Below are 15,901 nucleotides of genomic sequence, written 5' to 3'. Positions count from 1 at the left end.
CGGCGTCGTCCATGGGGGGGAGACTCTTCGGGACCGACGGCGTCCGGGGTCGGGCCAACTCCGACCTCACGCCGGAGTTGGCCCTCTCGGTGGCACGTGCCGCCGCAGGCGTGCTCGCCGACCGCGACGGGACCTCGCGTCCCGTCGCGGTCGTCGGCCGCGACCCCCGCGCCAGCGGGGAGATGCTCGAGGCCGCGGTCGTCGCGGGCCTCACGAGCGCCGGAGCCGAGGTGCTCCTCGCCGGGGTCGTGCCGACCCCGGCTCTCGCCTACCTCACCGGCCGCAGCGGCGCCGATCTCGGCGTCATGATCTCGGCCAGCCACAACCCGATGCCCGACAACGGCATCAAGCTCTTCAGCCGGGGCGGCCACAAGCTGCCCGACGCCGTCGAGGCCGCCATCGAGCGGACCGTCACCTCCGGTTCCTCGGACGGGCACCGCCCCACCGGCAGCTCCATCGGCCGCGTCCGCGCGCTCACCGACGGCTCGGACGCCTACGTCGAGCACCTGCTCTCGACCGTCAGCCGGCCCCTCACCGGGGTCTCCGTCGTCGTGGACGCCGCGCACGGCGCGGCCGCGGCCGCCGCACCCGAGGTGTACCGGCGGGCCGGGGCGACGGTGCACGCCATCGGCTGCGAGCCCGACGGCTGGAACATCAACGACGGCGTCGGGTCCACGCACCTCGGGCCGCTGGCCGAGGCCGTCCGGGCGCGCGGCGCCGACATCGGCCTGGCCCACGACGGGGACGCCGACCGCTGCCTCGCGGTCACGGCCGACGGCGAGGTCGTCGACGGCGACGCGATCCTCGCGATCTGCGCGCTGGACCTGCACGAACGTGGTGCGCTGAAGGCCGACACCGTCGTCGCGACGGTCATGAGCAACCTCGGCTTCCACCACACGATGCGCGACGCCGGCATCTCCGTCAGCACGACGGCCGTCGGCGACCGCTACGTGCTGGAGGCGCTGCGGGCGCAGGACCTCAGCCTCGGCGGCGAGCAGAGCGGGCACCTGGTCTTCCTCGAGCACGCCACCACCGGCGACGGGCTGCTCACCGGCCTGGCGCTGCTCGCCCGCATGGCCGGCACCCAGGCCTCGCTCGCGGAGCTCGCCTCCGTGGTGCAGCGGCTGCCGCAGGTCCTGGTCAACGTCCCGGTCTCCGACCGCCTCGCCGTCGCCGCCAGCGACGAGGTCGCCGCCGCCGTCAACGCGGTCGAGGCCGAGCTCGGCGACAGCGGCCGGGTCCTGCTGCGGCCGTCGGGCACCGAGCAGCTGGTCCGCGTCATGGTCGAGGCGCCCACGCAGGAGCAGGCCGACGCGGTCGCCCAGCGCCTCGCCGGGGTCGTCGCCGCGGTCGGCTGAACCCGGCCCGGCGTCTCACCCGTCGGGGCCGCCGCGACCCGCGCGTGGGGACGGGCGGGCGCCCGGCCCCGGTACTCTCGGTCCAATGTGCGGCATCGTGGGATACGTCGGCCCCCAGGACGCTCCGGGCGTCGTCCTCGAGGGTCTGCGCCGGCTCGAGTACCGCGGCTACGACTCCGCGGGCATCGCCGTCGTCGCCGACGGCTCGCTGAGCTCGGCGAAGAAGGCGGGCAAGCTCGCCAACCTGGAGAAGGTGCTGGCCGACCAGCCGCTCCCGGCCGCGACGATCGGCATCGGGCACACCCGCTGGGCGACCCACGGCGGCCCCACCGACCGGAACGCCCACCCGCACGTGTCCACGGACGGCTCCGTCGCCGTCATCCACAACGGCATCATCGAGAACTTCGCCTCGCTGCGGGCCGAGTGCGAGGGCTCCGGCGTGGAGTTCGCCTCGGAGACCGACACGGAGGTGGTGGCCCACCTGCTGGCCGCGGTCTACGCGACCACCCCCGAGGGGCCCGGCCGGCTCGCCGAGGCGATGCGCGGGGTCTGCCAGCGCCTCGAGGGCGCGTTCACCCTCGTCGCCACGCACGTCGCGGAGCCCGACACCCTGGTCGCCGCCCGGCGCAGCAGCCCGCTGGTGGTCGGCATCGGGGAGACGGCCGACGGCACCCCCGAGTACTTCCTGGGCTCCGACGTCGCCGCGTTCATCGGGCACACCAAGGAGGCCCGCGAGCTCGGGCAGGACCAGGTGGTCGAGATCGACCGCACCCGTGGGCTCACGGTCACCGGCTTCGACGGCACCCCGGCCGAGCCCACCGCCTACACCGTCGACTGGGACGCCGCCGCCGCCGAGAAGGGCGGCTACGACTGGTTCATGCTCAAGGAGATCGCCGAGCAGCCCCAGGCGATCGCCGACACCCTGCTGGGCCGGCTGGGCGAGGACGGCGAGCTCGTGCTCGACGAGGTCCGCCTGTCGGACCAGGAGCTCCGCGACATCGACAAGATCTTCGTCGTCTCCTGCGGCACCAGCTACCACGCGGGCCTGATCGCCAAGTACGCCATCGAGCACTGGACCCGGATCCCCGTCGAGGTCGAGGTCGCCAGCGAGTTCCGCTACCGCGACCCCGTGCTGGACCGCTCCACGCTGGTGGTCGTCATCAGCCAGTCGGGCGAGACGATGGACACCCTGATGGCGCTCCGCCACGCGAAGGACCAGAAGGCCCGCGTGCTGGCGATCTGCAACGCCAACGGCTCGACCATCCCGCGGGAGTCAGACGCCGTCCTCTACACCCACGCCGGCCCAGAGACCGCCGTCGCCTCGACCAAGGCGTTCCTCGCCCAGGTCGTCGCCTGCTACCTGGTCGGGCTCTTCCTCGCCCAGGTGCGCGGCGTGAAGTACGAGGACGAGATCGCCGCGATCGTCGACGACCTGCGGCAGCTGCCCGGCGCCGTCGAGCAGGTGCTCGAGCAGATGGAGCCGGTGCGGGCGCTGGGCCGCTCGCTGGCCGACGCGGGCACCATCCTCTTCCTGGGCCGCCACGTCGGCTTCCCGGTGGCGCTCGAGGGCGCGCTGAAGCTCAAGGAGCTCGCCTACATCCACGCCGAGGGCTTCGCGGCCGGCGAGCTCAAGCACGGGCCGATCGCCGTCGTCGACCAGGGCACCCCGGTCGTCGTCATCGTGCCCTCGCCGCGCAGCCGCAACTCGGTGCACGGCAAGGTCGTCTCCAACATCCAGGAGGTCCGGGCCCGCGGGGCGCGCACGATCGTGATCGCCGAGGAGGGCGACGAGGACGTCGTGCCCTTCGCCGACGAGCTCATCCGGGTGCCGCGCACGCCGACGCTCATGGCCCCGGTCGTGACGACGGTGCCCCTGCAGGTCCTCGCCTGCGAGATCGCCGACACCCGCGGGTACGACGTCGACCAGCCGCGCAACCTGGCCAAGTCCGTCACCGTCGAGTAGCCCGTCCCGCGCCGGGATCAGGTGCCCTGATCATGGCGCGTCCCCCCGCACGGCAGGCGGTGAGGGAGGACGCGCTGCGGTGAGGGAGGACGGCGGGCGCCCGGGACGACGGCGCGGCAGACTGGCCCGGTGATCATCGGGGTGGGGATCGACGTCGTGCCGGTGGACCGCTTCGCGCGGTCGCTCACCCGGACGCCGGGGCTGCGCGACCGGCTCTTCACGGCCGAGGAGCAGCGCACGCCGTCGGGCACCCCGCGCACCGGGGAGTCGCTGGCCGCCCGGTTCGCCGCCAAGGAGGCGCTGGCCAAGGCGCTCGGCGCACCCGGTGACCTGCTGTGGCACGACGCCGAGGTGACGGTCGGAGCGCACGGGAGGCCCCACCTGGCCGTCCGCGGGTCGGTGGCCGGGCGGGCCGCCCAGCTGGGGGTCACCTCCTGGCACGTCTCGCTGAGCCACGACGGCGGCATCGCCTCGGCGGTGGTCGTCGCCGAGGGGCTGACCCGGGAGGCGACATGACCGAGCTCGCGAGGTCATGCACGGGCAGAGCATCGTGATCGACCTGCACACCGCCGCCGACGTCCGGGCGGCCGAGGCGCCGCTCCTGGTCGAGCTGCCCGACGGCGCGCTGATGCAGCGCGCCGCCGCGGGGCTGGCGACCGTCTCCCTGCGGTTGCTGGGTCGCCCCTACGGCGCCCGCGTGACCCTCCTCGTGGGTACGGGCGACAACGGGGGCGACGCCCTTTTCGCCGGCGCCCGGCTCGCCGCCCGGGGGGTGCGTGCCACCGCGGTCCTGCTCGCCCCGGACCGCGCGCACCCGGCGGGGCTCGCCGCCTTCACGCGGGCCGGTGGGCGCACGGTCGCGCCCGATGCGGCCGGCCCGCTGCTCGACCGGTCCGACCTCGTGCTCGACGGGATCGTCGGCCTCGGCGGCTCCGGCGGGCTGCGCGAGCCGGCCGCCGGGCTGGTCGAGCGAGCGGCGCGGGGTCCGGCGCTGATGGTCGCCGTCGACCTGCCCAGCGGGGTGGACGCCGACTCGGGCGCGGTCGCCGGTGCGGCGTTCCCGGCGACGCACACGGTCACCTTCGGGGCCGTCAAGCCGGGCCTGGTGGCCGGCGCCGGGCGGGGCTACGCCGGCCGGGTCCACCTGGTCGACATCGGGCTGGGCCCGCACCTGCCGGCGCCGGCGGCCCGGCAGCTGACCGACGCCGACGTCGCCGCCCGCCTGCCGCTCCCGGACCCCGACGACGACAAGTACTCGCAGGGGGTCGTCGGCGTCGTCGCCGGCTCGGCCACCTACCCGGGGGCCGGCGTGCTCTGCACCGGGGCGGCGGTGCGCACCCGGCCCGGGCTGGTGCGCTACGCAGGGACGGCGGCCGACGGCGTCCGCGCGGCGTGGCCGGAGGTGATCGTCACCGACGGCCGGCCGGGGGACGCCGGCCGCGTGCAGGCGTGGGTGGTCGGACCGGGGATGGGCACCGGCGACGACGCCCGCAGCGTGCTGGCCGAGGTGCTCGCCACGGACCTGCCGGTGCTGGTCGACGCCGACGGGCTGACCCTGCTGGCCCGCGAGCCGGAGCTGGTGCGCGGCCGGTCCGCGCCCACCGTGCTCACCCCCCACGACCGCGAGTTCGCCCGCTTCGGCACCGAGCCGGGGGACGACCGGATCGGGGCCACCCGCCGGCTGGCCGCCGACCTGGGGGCCGTCGTCCTCCTGAAGGGCGACGCCACCGTGGTCGCCGATCCGGACGGCACCGCCTACGTCAACGGCACCGGCACCCCCTGGCTGGCCACCGCCGGCACCGGCGACGTCCTCTCCGGGATCGGCGGGGCGCTGCTCGCCGCCGACCTGCCCGCCGTGGAGGCGGCGGCGGTGGCCGCGCACCTGCACGGGCGGGCGGGGCAGGTCGCCGCGGCGCGCGGACCGTTCGTCGCCGGGGACGTCGTCCGACACCTGCCGGAGGCGGTCGCACGGGTGCGCGGTACGCCGCCGGACGGCCTGCCAGACTCGGGGGCGTGACGAACGGGACCGGGGCCGAGGTGGTCGTCGACCTCGACGCGATCGCGGCGAACACCGCGGTGCTGCGGGAGCGGGTGGGCCGGCCGCTGATGGCGGTCGTCAAGGCCGACGGGTACGGGCACGGGCTGGTGCCCGCGGCGCGGGCCGCGCTGGCCGGCGGGGCCGACCAGCTCGGCGTGGCCGTGGTGAGCGAGGCGCTGGCCCTGCGGGCCGCCGGCGTCACCGCGCCCGTGCTGGCCTGGCTGAACGGCCCGGGCGCCGACGTCGCGGCGGCGCTGACCGCCGACGTCGAGGTGTCGGTCAACGCCGCGTGGGGCCTGGCCGAGGTGGTGGCCGCGGCGCGGGCGACCGGCCGCACCGCCCGGCTGCACCTGTTCGTCGACACCGGGCTCTCCCGGGAGGGCGCCCCCGTCGCCGAGTGGCCGGGCCTCGTCGCGGCAGCGGCCCGGGCGCAGGCCGACGGCGACGTCGTCGTCACCGGGCTGTGGAGCCACCTCGCCTACGCCGACGCCCCGACCCACCCCACCATCGGTGCGCAGGTGCGGGTGTTCGAGGAGGCGGTCGCGGTCGCCCGGGCGGCGGGGCTCACCGACGCCCGCCGGCACCTGGCCAACTCGGCGGCGACGGTCGCGCTGCCCGGCACCTGGTACGACATGGTGCGCCCGGGCGTCGCCGTCTACGGGCTGGACCCCCTCGGCGGGGACGCCGCCGACCACGGGCTGCGGCCGGCGATGACCGTCCGCGCCCGGGTCGCGCTGACCAAGCGCGTCCCCGCCGGCGAGGGGGTCTCCTACGGGCACACCTACGCGACCGCCGGCGAGACCACGCTTGCCCTGGTGCCCGCCGGCTACGCCGACGGGGTGCCGCGTGCCGGGGGCAACTGCGCACCCGTGCTGGCGGCCGGGAAGCAGCGGACGATCGCCGGCCGGGTGTGCATGGACCAGTTCGTCCTGGACGTCGGCGACGACCCGATCGCCGCCGGCGACGAGGTGGTCCTCTGGGGCCCCGGCGACGGGGGCGAGCCGACCGCGCAGCAGTGGGCCGACGCCGTCGGCACGATCCACTACGAGCTGGTCACCCGCATCGGCGGTCGCTTCGCCCGCCGGTACGTCGGGTCGGCGGGGGCGGTCTGATGCCCCGCACGCGCCCGCAGCCGCCCCGCCGTCCGCGCGAGCACCCCACGGCCCGCGCCGCCGGTGTGGTCGGTGCCGTCGTCGGGCTGGCCGCCGCCGGCACCGCCGCCGGCGTCGCGCTCAGCCGGGTGGCCGCCCGCCGGGTGCGCGCCGCCGAGCTGGGGCCGGTGGGCGACGTGGCGACGGCGCTGGCCGAGAGCCGGCTGCGCCAGGCCGACCCGCTGGGCACCGAGGCCCGGCCGGCCGACCGCACCGCACTGGTGCAGGCCGACGACGGCGTGCTCCTCTCCGTCGAGGAGATCGGTCCGCGGGACGCACCCCTGACCGTGGTCTTCGTGCACGGCTACACCCTCTCGATGGCGTCGTGGGCGTTCCAGCGCCGCGTCCTGGGCGCGCAGCTCGCCACCGGGAACGGGCACCGGCCGCAGGCCCGCCTGGTCTTCTACGACCAGCGTGGCCACGGCTCGTCGGGCCGCGGCATGCCGGAGCACTCCACCATCGACCAGCTGGCCCGCGACCTGCTCGCGGTGCTGGACGCCCGGGCCCCCCGCGGGCCGGTGGTCCTGGTCGGGCACTCCATGGGCGGCATGACGGTCATGGGGCTGGCCGCGCTGCGGCCCGAGCTGTTCGGCACCCGGGTGCGGGGGGCCGCCCTGCTCTCCACCTCCAGCGGCAACCTCGCCGAGCTGAGCTTCGGGCTGCCCGAGATGCTCACCCGGGTACGCGCCGCGGTGCTGCCGGTCGCCGCGTGGACGATGCGGCACCGGCCGTCGTTCGCCGAGCGCACCCGCCGGGTCGCCGCGGACCTGGTGTCGGCGGCGACGAAGGCGCTCTCGTTCGGCTCGTCGGACGTCGACCCGACGTTGGTGCGCTACGTCGACGCGATGATCGCCGGCACGCCGGTCGACGTCATCGCGGAGTTCTACCCCGCGCTGGCGGGCCTGGACGAGACCGGCCGGCTCGAGCCGCTGTGCCGGGTGCCCACCTTGGTGCTCACCGGCGACCGGGACAGGATGATCCCCGCGGAGCACAGCGAGCTCATCGTCGAACGGCTGGCGCAGACCGGCGAGAACGCCGTCGAGTACGTCGTCGTGCCCGGCGCCGGGCACATGGTCCCCCTCGAGTCGCCCGACGAGGTCAGCCGCGCGCTCACCGGCCTGATCCGCCGCGTCGCCGCGTCGATCGGCGTCGGCGCGACGAGCTGACCCGGCCCCCGGAGCCGGTGGGCCGCCGCGGTTAGGGTGCGGGGGTGGCCGCTCCCCGCCCGCCCCGGCTCGACGCCGCCGCCGACGAGGTGGCCCGCGCCGCGGCGGCCGCTCCGGACTGGGCGACCCTCGCGGAGACCGCCCGTGCCTGCGTCGCCTGCCCCGAGCTGGCCACCGCGCGCCGGCACGTCGTCGTCGGCGACGTGCCGCTCACCGGCCGGCCGCGGTTCGTGCTCGTGGGGGAGGCGCCCGGGGCGACCGAGGACGACACCGGCCGGCCCTTCGTCGGCAGGTCGGGGGCGCTGCTGGACCAGCTGCTGGCGGAGGCCGGTCTGGACCGCGGGCAGGCCGCGGTGCTCAACGTGGTCAAGTGCCGGCCGCCCGCCAACCGCACCCCGAAGGCGCCGGAGGTGGCGCGCTGCAGCGGCTGGCTGCGCCGTCAGCTGGAGCTCCTGGGCAGCCCCGTCGTCGTCGCTCTCGGCCTCTCCTCGGCCAAGTTCTTCCTCGGCCCGCGCACCGTCCTCGCCGCCGTCCGCGGCCGCCCGCACGAGGTCGACGGCCGCGCCGTGTGGGCCACCTACCACCCGTCGGCCGCCATCCGGTTCGGCCCGAACGGCGCACCCCGCGCCGGGCTGCTGGCCGACCTGACCGCCGTCGCCGGGTCGCTGGAGGCCGCGTGAAGCGCGAGCACGTGCTGCCCGACCCCGCCGACACCCGCGCCCTGGGCGAGGCGCTGGCCGCGCTCGCCCGGCCCGGCGACCTGGTGGTGCTGGTCGGCCCGCTGGGCGCGGGCAAGACCGCGCTCACCCAGGGCATCGGCGCGGGCCTCGGCGTCCGGGAGCCGGTCACCTCGCCGACGTTCGTCATCGCGCGGGTGCACCGGGGTGGTCGCATCCCGCTGGTGCACGTGGACGCCTACCGGCTCGGGGGCCACGGCGACGTCGACGACCTCGACCTCGACGCCTCCACCGACGAGTCGGTGACGGTCGTCGAGTGGGGGCAGGGGCTGGTCGAGCAGCTGGCCGACGAGCACCTGGAGGTGCGGCTGGACCGGCGCGACGACGACGTCCGCACCGCCGTGCTGGTGCCGCACGGCCCGGGGTGGACCGCCCGGCTCGACGGGAGCTGAGGCGTCGTGACCCCTCCCGGCACGTCGCCGGCGCCGTACCGCACGGTCGTGGCCGGCGGGCGCCCCGAGCTGGACCAGCGGTTGTCGGCCGAGCTCGACGCGCACAACGCCGCCGCCACCGAGGGGGTGGCGCCGGCGCGGGAGCTGACCGTCCAGGTCCTCGACGCCTCGGGTGAGCTCGTGGCCGGGCTGAGCGGCTGGACGTGGGGCGTGGCCGCGGGCATCGGCATGACCCGGGTGCGCGCGGGTTCGCGCGGCGAGGGCCTGGGTTCCCGCCTGCTGGCGGGCTTCGAGGAGGAGGCGCGGGCGCGGGGGTGCACCCACGTGTTCGTCACCTCGTTCAGCTTCCAGGCGCCGGGCTTCTACGAGCGGCACGGCTACCGGGAGATCTTCCGCTGGGAGGGCGTGCCCACGCCCGGCGCCGCCGACGTGCACCTCCGGAAAGAACTGTGAGCCCGGACCTGCCCGTCGTGCGGCTCGTCCCGCTGGGTCCGGCGGCGCTGCGCGCGCTCGCAGACGGCGACCTCGCCGCGGCCGAGGCGGCGGCGCCGGTGCCCCTGAGCCCGTACCTCGCCGGTGCCGAGTGCCGCTGGGTGTGGGCCGTCCGGGCCGAGCAGGTGGTCGCCGATCCGGGCAGCGCCCGCTGGATCACCCGTGTGGTCCACGACCCCGAGCGTGGCCTGGCGGTGGGCCGGGCCGGCTTCCACGGGCCACCGGACGCCGCCGGCATGGTCGAGGTCGGCTACTCCACCGACCCCCTGCACCGGCGGCAGGGGTACGCCCGGGCGGCGCTGCGCGCGCTCCTGGCGTGGGCGGCCGAGGAGCCCGCCGTCACCGCGGTGCGCGCGTCGGTCGCGCCGGCGAACACCGCCTCCCGCGACCTCGTGCTCGCCGAGGGGTTCGTCGTCGTGGGGGAGCAGGTCGACGAGGAGGACGGCCTGGAGATCGTCTACGAGGTGGCCGCCGGCACTCGCCTACGCTGAGCGGTCGTGCTGGTCCTCGCGCTCGACACCGCCACCCCGACGCTCGTCGCGGGCCTTGCCCGGTGGACCCTCGACGGCGGCGCGGAGGTGCTGGCCGAACGGGCCGTCCCGTCGGGCACGAAGCACGCCGAGCTGCTGACGCCGGCGATCCAGGGCGCGCTGGCGGAGGCCGGGCTCGGGCTCGCCGAGGTCGAGGCCGTCGTCACCGGCCTGGGGCCCGGGCCGTTCACCGGGCTGCGCGTCGGCGTCGTCACCGCTGCCGCGATCGGAGACGCCCGCGGGCTGGCGGTCGTCGGCGTCTGCTCCCTCGACGCGATCGGCGCCGGTGCGCGCACGGTGGTGACCGACGCGCGCCGCAAGGAGGTCTACTGGGCCACCTACGACGACGAGGGCACTCGGGTCGAGGGCCCGGGAGTCGTGCGCCCCGAGGAGTTCGGGCGGGGTGGGCCGTTCGTCGGCGACCCGGCGTTCGCCGAGCGGCTCGGTGGCCCGGTGACCCCGGCGGAGGTGACCACCGCCGGGCTGCTCCGCGCGGCCGCCTCGCAGCTCGCCGATCCGGGCTCGGCCGGGCCGCTGGTGCCGCTCTACCTGCGCCGGCCCGACGCGGTGCCGCCGACCTCGATCAAGGCCGTGACCCGGTGACCCGGCTGCGGCCGATGACCCTCGCGGACCTCCCCGCGGTGATGGGGCTGGAGGAGGAGCTCTTCGCGCCCGACACCTGGACGGTGGCGATGTACCGCGACGAGCTGGCCCGCCCCGACACCCGCCACTACCTGGTCGCCGAGGACGGCGGCGCCGTCGTCGGGTACGCCGGGCTCATCGCCTACGACGACGAGGCGCACGTCGCGACGATCGGCGTCACCGGCGCGCGGCAGGGCGAGGGGATCGGCGCCCGGCTGCTCGACGCGCTGCTCACCGAGGCGGACCGGCGCGGCGCCCCGGTGGTGCTGCTGGAGGTGCGCGCGGACAACGAGACGGCGCAGGGGCTCTACCGCCGGCGCGGGTTCGCCGAGATCGGCCGACGGCGCGGCTACTACCAACCGAGCGGCACCGACGCCGTGGTCATGAAGCGGGAGCGGGCAGGGGCGTGAGCATCGCAGCGAGGAACGAGCGAGGAGCGGAGCTCCCCGCGGGAGCGACATGTGACGGGGGGACGCCGTGAGCGAGCCGCTGGTCATCGGGTTCGAGACCTCCTGCGACGAGACCGGCGTCGGCATCGTCCGCGGGCACACCCTGCTCGCCGACGCGCTGGCCACCTCGGTGGCGGAGCACGAGCGGTTCGGCGGCGTCGTCCCCGAGATCGCCTCGCGCGCGCACCTGGAGGCGATGGTGCCGACCGTGCACCGGGCGCTGGCCGAGGCCGGTGTCAGCGCCGCCGACGTCGACGCGGTGGCGGTGACGAGCGGGCCGGGCCTGACCGGTGCGCTCCTGGTCGGGGTTGCGGCCGCGAAGGCGTACGCGCTGGCGCTGGGCAAGCCGCTGTACGGCGTCAACCACCTCGCCGCGCACGTCGCCGTCGACGAGCTGCAGCACGGGCCGCTGGCCGAGCCGTCGATCGCGATGCTCGTCTCGGGCGGGCACAGCTCGCTGCTGCTGGTGCCCGACCTCGCGCAGGAGGTGCAGTCGCTGGGCCGCACCATCGACGACGCGGCGGGCGAGGCGTTCGACAAGGTCGCGCGCGTGCTGGGCCTGCCCTTCCCGGGCGGGCCGCCGATCGACCGGGCCGCGCGCGACGGCGACCCGCACGCCATCGCCTTTCCACGAGGGCTGACCGGCCCGCGCGACCCCGCTTACGACTTCTCCTTCTCCGGCCTGAAGACCGCCGTCGCCCGGTGGATCGAGGCCCGGGAGCGCGCCGGGGAGCCGGTGCCGGTGGCCGACGTCGCGGCCTCGTTCCAGGAGGCGGTCGCCGACGTCCTCACCGCCAAGGCGGTGCGCGCCTGCCGCGACCACGGCGTCGACCACCTGGTCCTCGGCGGGGGAGTCGCGGCCAACTCGCGGCTGCGCGCGCTGGCCGAGGAGCGCTGCGCGAAGGCCGGCATCGTGCTGCGGGTTCCCAGACCGAAGCTGTGCACCGACAACGGCGCGATGGTGGCGGCGCTCGGCTCGCGGCTGGTCGCCGCCGGGGTCGCGCCGTCCGCCCCGGACCTCGGCGCGGACAGCTCCCTGCCGATCGACGTCGTCAGCCGCTGAGCCCCGGCATGCACCGGCTCGCGCAAATCCGGCCCGTCGCCCCGGGCGAGTGGGGGGCCGTTCGGGACATCGAGCACGCCGCCGCACAGGCCGTCGCCACGGGACTCCCCGCCCTCACCCTGACCACCTTCGAGGACGTGCCGTGGAACGCGCCCCACTACCGCCGCTGCGGCTTCCGGGTCCTGGACGAGCGCGAGTGGACGCCGGGGCTGGGGGCGATCCGCGAGCGGGAGGCGGCGCACGGCCTGGACCGGTGGGCCCGGGTGTGCATGCGCAGGAACCTGCGGCCCGCGTCAGCCGGTGACGTCGCAGACCAGGGCGGTCGGGTTCCCGGCGACCCGGGTGACGACGACGGTCGCCGTCCCGTCGCCGTTCCCGCGGAGCTGCCGGGCCAGGGTCTCCGGCTCGATCGCCGAGCCGCGCTTCTTCACCACGACGCGGCCGACCGCCCGCTCGCGCAGCAGCGCCTTGAGCTTCTTGAGGTTGAAAGGCAGCACCTCGTCGACCCGGTAGGAGGTCACCCACGGGCTCCCGGCCGGGGCGTCGGAGGTCAGGTAGGCGATGGTCGGGTCGACCAGCGTCGCGCCCAGGTCGGCGCCGACGAGGGAGACCAGGCCGGAGCGGATGACCGCGGGGTCGGGCTCGTGGAGCCACCCGCGCACCGGCCCGGCGGGCGCCGGGCCGGGGTCGGCGTCGGCGGTGAGCTCGTGGACGGCGCCGTCGTGGACGACGCTCGCCCGCCGCCACGTGGTGCCGACCGCGGGCCCCCAGAGCAGCGCCTCGACGATCGACCCGCCGACCGACACCCACTCCGCCTCGACCCCGCCGGGCACCCGGTCGTGGTCCAGGCCGGGCGCCACCTTGACCACGGACGTGGGCACCTTCCCGAGCAGCGCCTCGACGGTCGACCACGGCGGCGACCAGCGGTCGGGGTCCAGCAGCCGCCGCCCACCGGCCCGCCGGGCGGGGTCCAGGACGGCGGCGCCGCACCCGGCCACCTCGCCGCCGCGGGCGGATGCCACGAGCTCCACCGCGTCCCCGGCCACGACCCAGACGTCGTCGTCGACGCCGAGCGCCTCGGCGTTCAGGGCGGTGAGCTCCCGGGCCACCGGATCGAGGTCGACGGCGAGCACCCGGGCGCCCGCGCGGGCGAGCGCGATCGTGTCGGTGCCCGCGGCGCACCCGAGGTCGGCGACGGAGTCCGCGCCGCCGGCCAGCAGCCGGGCGGCGCGGCGGGCGGCGAGCCGGGGGCGGCCGGCCTGCTCGAGGGTGTCGCCGGTGAAGAGCATCCGGTCCGCGTCCGCCCCGAACGTCGACCGGGCCTTCTGCCGCTGGCGGGCGATGCCCCACGCCGGCCCGGCGAGGTCGGCGCCCACCTCGGCCCGCAGCCGCGTCAACGCCGTGACCGCGTCGGCCCCCTCGGCCAGCAGGGCCGCCGCGCGCGACAGCGCCGCCGCGCCCTCCGGGGTCGTCAGCGCGCGCAGTTGGCGGACCGTCTCGGCGGTCTGCTCCTCGGATGACCCGTCCACCGGCACAGCGTGGCGTACGGGCCGGTCGACGCCGACGTCACCCACCCTGGCGACCGGGTTGAGCGGCTGGCACTCTCCTGGGTAGAGTGCCAAACGACACGGGCTGGCGCCCGACCCCCGCGACGGCGGGTGCCTGATCTCGTGCCACAGCATCGAACATCCCTGCCGTCCGACACCGAAGGGGGCGTCACCGACGTGACGACCGCTACCAAGGTCAGCATCAAGCCGCTGGAAGACCGCGTCGTGGTCCAGGCCAACGAGGCCGAGACCACCACCGCCTCCGGTCTGGTCATCCCGGACACCGCCAAGGAGAAGCCCCAGGAGGGCACCGTTGTCGCCGTCGGCCCCGGCCGCATCGACGACAACGGCAACCGCGTCCCGCTCGACGTGAACGTCGGCGACGTGGTCATCTACTCGAAGTACGGCGGCACCGAGGTCAAGTACGCCGGCGAGGAGTACCTCGTGCTCTCCGCCCGCGACCTGCTCGCCGTCGTCTCGAAGTAAGAGGACCCCGCTCCTCCCCACCCCTCGCAGGCTCGGGGCGGGCCCCTGACCGGGGCCGTTCCAGCGCCTGCGACGGGGCCGTTCCATCACCGCACCTCCGACCGCCCCGGCGACCCGAACACCGGGTCCCGGGGCGGTCGTCTTTCGCCCTGCACTGACTGATCGGAAGGGCCCATGGCCAAGATCATCAAGTTCAACGAGGACGCCCGCCGAGCCCTGGAGGCCGGTGTCGACAAGCTCGCCGACGCCGTCCGGGTGACGATCGGCCCGCGTGGCCGCAACGTCGTCATCGACAAGAAGTTCGGCGCCCCGACCATCACCAACGACGGCGTCACCATCGCCCGCGAGATCGAGCTCGAGGACCCGTACGAGAACCTCGGCGCCCAGCTGGCGAAGAACGTCGCCACCAAGACCAACGACGTCGCCGGTGACGGCACCACCACCGCCACGGTGCTCGCCCAGGCGCTGGTGCACGAGGGCATGCGCAACGTCGCCGCCGGCGCCAACCCGATGGCGCTGGGCCGCGGCATGCGCGCCGCCGCCGACGCCGTGCACGCCGCGCTCGACGCCGTCGCGATCCCGGTGGAGAAGCGCGAGGCGATCGCGGGCGTCGCCACCATCTCCGCGCAGGACGCCGAGGTCGGCGAGCTGATCGGCGAGGCGATGGAGCGCGTCGGCAAGGACGGCGTCATCACCGTCGAGGAGAGCAACACCCTCTCCACCGAGCTCGACGTCACCGAGGGCGTCCAGTTCGACAAGGGCTACCTGTCGCCGTACTTCGTCACCGACCAGGAGGCGATGGAGGCCGTCCTCGAGGACGCCCTCGTGCTGCTGGTCAGCGGCAAGGTCAGCGCGCTCGCCGAGCTGCTCCCCCTGCTGGAGAAGGTGCTCTCGACCGGCGGTCGCCCGCTGCTGATCGTCGCCGAGGACGTCGAGGGCGAGGCGCTGTCCACCCTGGTCGTGAACTCCATCCGCAAGACCATCAAGGTCGTCGCGGTGAAGTCGCCCTTCTTCGGCGACCGGCGCAAGGCGTTCATGACCGACCTCGCCGTCGTCACCGGCGGCCAGGTCGTGACCGAGGACGTCGGCCTCAAGCTCGACCAGGTGGGCCTCGAGGTGCTCGGCACCGCCCGCCGGGTCACCGTCACCAAGGACGCCACCACGATCGTCGACGGCGGTGGCACCTCGGAGGCGATCGGCGACCGCGTGGCGCAGATCCGCCGCGAGATCGACGCCACCGACTCCGACTGGGACCGCGAGAAGCTGCAGGAGCGGCTCGCGAAGCTCGCCGGTGGCATCGGTGTCATCCGCGTCGGCGCGGCCACCGAGGTGGAGCTCAAGGAGCGCAAGCACCGCATCGAGGACGCCATCGCCGCTACCCGCGCGGCCGTGGAGGAGGGCGTGATCCCCGGCGGTGGGTCCGCCCTGGTGCACGCCGCGAGCGCGATCGACGCGCTGTCGCTGGAGGGTGACGAGCTGACCGGTGCCCGCGCGGTGCGCGCGGCGCTGGACGCCCCGCTGGTGCAGATCGCCGAGAACGCGGGCTTCGAGGGCCGCGTCGTGGTCGCCAAGGTGCGCGAGGCCGGCGCCGGTCAGGGCTTCAACGCCGCGACCGGCGAGTACGGCGACCTCGCCGGGCAGGGCGTCATCGACCCGGTGAAGGTCACCAAGGCGGCCCTGGGCAACGCCGTCTCCATCGCGGCGATGATCCTGACCACCGACTCCGCCATCGTGGAGGCGCCGGAGGAGGACCACGACCACGGCGCCGGTGGGCACCACACCCACGGCCACTCGCACGGCCACGGCCACTCCCACTGAAGCTCGGCGATGATCAGGTGACCTGATCCCGGCGCGTCCTCCCTCACGGTCTGCCGTGGGGGAGGACGC

The 15,901-nt window shown here is 76.0% G+C and carries 16 protein-coding genes; 15 read left to right on the top strand and 1 reads right to left on the bottom strand.

Annotated elements, in window-relative coordinates; all coding sequences use genetic code 11:
• Window positions 1–11: 11 nt before the first annotated feature.
• The 13 genes from glmM (at window position 12) to tsaD (ending at window position 11,981) form a co-directional block, all read left to right on the top strand.
• Complete coding sequence (gene glmM, locus ACI792_RS10545; protein WP_456602558.1) at window positions 12–1,358, top strand: phosphoglucosamine mutase; 1,347 nt, start codon at window positions 12–14, stop codon at window positions 1,356–1,358.
• Window positions 1,359–1,443: 85 nt separating this feature from the next.
• Window positions 1,444–3,321, top strand: coding sequence for a glutamine--fructose-6-phosphate transaminase (isomerizing) (gene glmS, locus ACI792_RS10540; protein ID WP_456602557.1), 1,878 nt, complete (start codon window positions 1,444–1,446; stop codon window positions 3,319–3,321).
• 129 nt (window positions 3,322–3,450) lie between these two features.
• On the top strand, window positions 3,451–3,837 hold the full coding sequence (locus ACI792_RS10535; RefSeq protein ID WP_456579641.1) for a holo-ACP synthase: 387 nt from the start codon (window positions 3,451–3,453) through the stop codon (window positions 3,835–3,837).
• A gap of 16 nt (window positions 3,838–3,853) precedes the next feature.
• A complete protein-coding gene (locus tag ACI792_RS10530) occupies window positions 3,854–5,338 on the top strand; it encodes an NAD(P)H-hydrate dehydratase (RefSeq protein WP_456602556.1) in 1,485 nt (494 codons plus the stop codon).
• Window positions 5,335–6,471, top strand: a complete 1,137-nt coding sequence (gene alr, locus ACI792_RS10525) for an alanine racemase (RefSeq protein WP_456579639.1) — start codon at window positions 5,335–5,337, stop codon at window positions 6,469–6,471. The genes ACI792_RS10530 and alr overlap by 4 nt, the downstream gene beginning before the upstream one ends.
• A complete protein-coding gene (locus ACI792_RS10520; protein WP_456602555.1) occupies window positions 6,471–7,676 on the top strand; it encodes an alpha/beta fold hydrolase in 1,206 nt (401 codons plus the stop codon). Before alr ends, ACI792_RS10520 begins: the two co-directional genes overlap by 1 nt.
• Before the next feature lie 44 nt (window positions 7,677–7,720).
• Window positions 7,721–8,356, top strand: a complete 636-nt coding sequence (locus ACI792_RS10515; protein WP_456602554.1) for a uracil-DNA glycosylase — start codon at window positions 7,721–7,723, stop codon at window positions 8,354–8,356.
• Window positions 8,353–8,805, top strand: coding sequence for a tRNA (adenosine(37)-N6)-threonylcarbamoyltransferase complex ATPase subunit type 1 TsaE (gene tsaE, locus ACI792_RS10510; protein WP_456602553.1), 453 nt, complete (start codon window positions 8,353–8,355; stop codon window positions 8,803–8,805). The genes ACI792_RS10515 and tsaE overlap by 4 nt, the downstream gene beginning before the upstream one ends.
• A 6-nt stretch (window positions 8,806–8,811) precedes the next feature.
• Window positions 8,812–9,258 (top strand): GNAT family N-acetyltransferase, encoded by a 447-nt coding sequence (locus tag ACI792_RS10505; protein ID WP_456602552.1) that lies wholly within the window; start codon window positions 8,812–8,814, stop codon window positions 9,256–9,258.
• Entirely contained in the window at window positions 9,255–9,788 is a 534-nt protein-coding gene (locus tag ACI792_RS10500; protein WP_456602551.1) for a GNAT family N-acetyltransferase, read from the top strand. Before ACI792_RS10505 ends, ACI792_RS10500 begins: the two co-directional genes overlap by 4 nt.
• Window positions 9,789–9,794: 6 nt before the next feature.
• Complete coding sequence (tsaB, locus tag ACI792_RS10495) at window positions 9,795–10,430, top strand: tRNA (adenosine(37)-N6)-threonylcarbamoyltransferase complex dimerization subunit type 1 TsaB (protein WP_456602550.1); 636 nt, start codon at window positions 9,795–9,797, stop codon at window positions 10,428–10,430.
• 14 nt (window positions 10,431–10,444) lie between these two features.
• Entirely contained in the window at window positions 10,445–10,879 is a 435-nt protein-coding gene (gene rimI, locus ACI792_RS10490; RefSeq protein ID WP_456602549.1) for a ribosomal protein S18-alanine N-acetyltransferase, read from the top strand.
• Window positions 10,880–10,946: 67 nt separating this feature from the next.
• Window positions 10,947–11,981: a tRNA (adenosine(37)-N6)-threonylcarbamoyltransferase complex transferase subunit TsaD gene (gene tsaD, locus ACI792_RS10485; RefSeq protein ID WP_456602548.1), complete on the top strand. Its 1,035-nt coding sequence runs from the start codon at window positions 10,947–10,949 to the stop codon at window positions 11,979–11,981.
• Window positions 11,982–12,274: 293 nt separating this feature from the next.
• Here tsaD and ACI792_RS10480 read toward each other — a convergent pair whose 3' ends face one another.
• Window positions 12,275–13,510, bottom strand: a complete 1,236-nt coding sequence (locus ACI792_RS10480) for a class I SAM-dependent methyltransferase (protein WP_456602547.1) — start codon at window positions 13,508–13,510, stop codon at window positions 12,275–12,277.
• Window positions 13,511–13,705: 195 nt separating this feature from the next.
• On the opposite strand from ACI792_RS10480, the gene groES reads away from it, so the two are divergent.
• Together groES and groL are read left to right on the top strand one after the other, a co-directional pair.
• Entirely contained in the window at window positions 13,706–14,014 is a 309-nt protein-coding gene (gene groES / locus ACI792_RS10475; protein ID WP_166531823.1) for a co-chaperone GroES, read from the top strand.
• Between the two features lie 174 nt (window positions 14,015–14,188).
• Window positions 14,189–15,832, top strand: coding sequence for a chaperonin GroEL (gene groL / locus ACI792_RS10470; RefSeq protein ID WP_456602546.1), 1,644 nt, complete (start codon window positions 14,189–14,191; stop codon window positions 15,830–15,832).
• Window positions 15,833–15,901 lie beyond the last annotated feature (69 nt).

The sequence above is a fragment of the Blastococcus sp. SYSU DS0669 genome (assembly GCF_054050895.1).
The sequence above is the reverse complement of the archived record's forward strand: the minus strand, read 5'-3'. Positions and strand labels throughout refer to the sequence as shown.

Coding starts and splice junctions, on each gene's coding strand:
- glmM (WP_456602558.1), top strand. CDS start 12: ATGGGGGGGAGACTCTTCGGGACCGACGGCGTCCGGGGTCGGGCCAAC.
- glmS (WP_456602557.1), top strand. CDS start 1,444: ATGTGCGGCATCGTGGGATACGTCGGCCCCCAGGACGCTCCGGGCGTC.
- ACI792_RS10530 (WP_456602556.1), top strand. CDS start 3,854: ATGCACGGGCAGAGCATCGTGATCGACCTGCACACCGCCGCCGACGTC.
- ACI792_RS10520 (WP_456602555.1), top strand. CDS start 6,471: ATGCCCCGCACGCGCCCGCAGCCGCCCCGCCGTCCGCGCGAGCACCCC.
- rimI (WP_456602549.1), top strand. CDS start 10,445: ATGACCCTCGCGGACCTCCCCGCGGTGATGGGGCTGGAGGAGGAGCTC.
- groL (WP_456602546.1), top strand. CDS start 14,189: ATGGCCAAGATCATCAAGTTCAACGAGGACGCCCGCCGAGCCCTGGAG.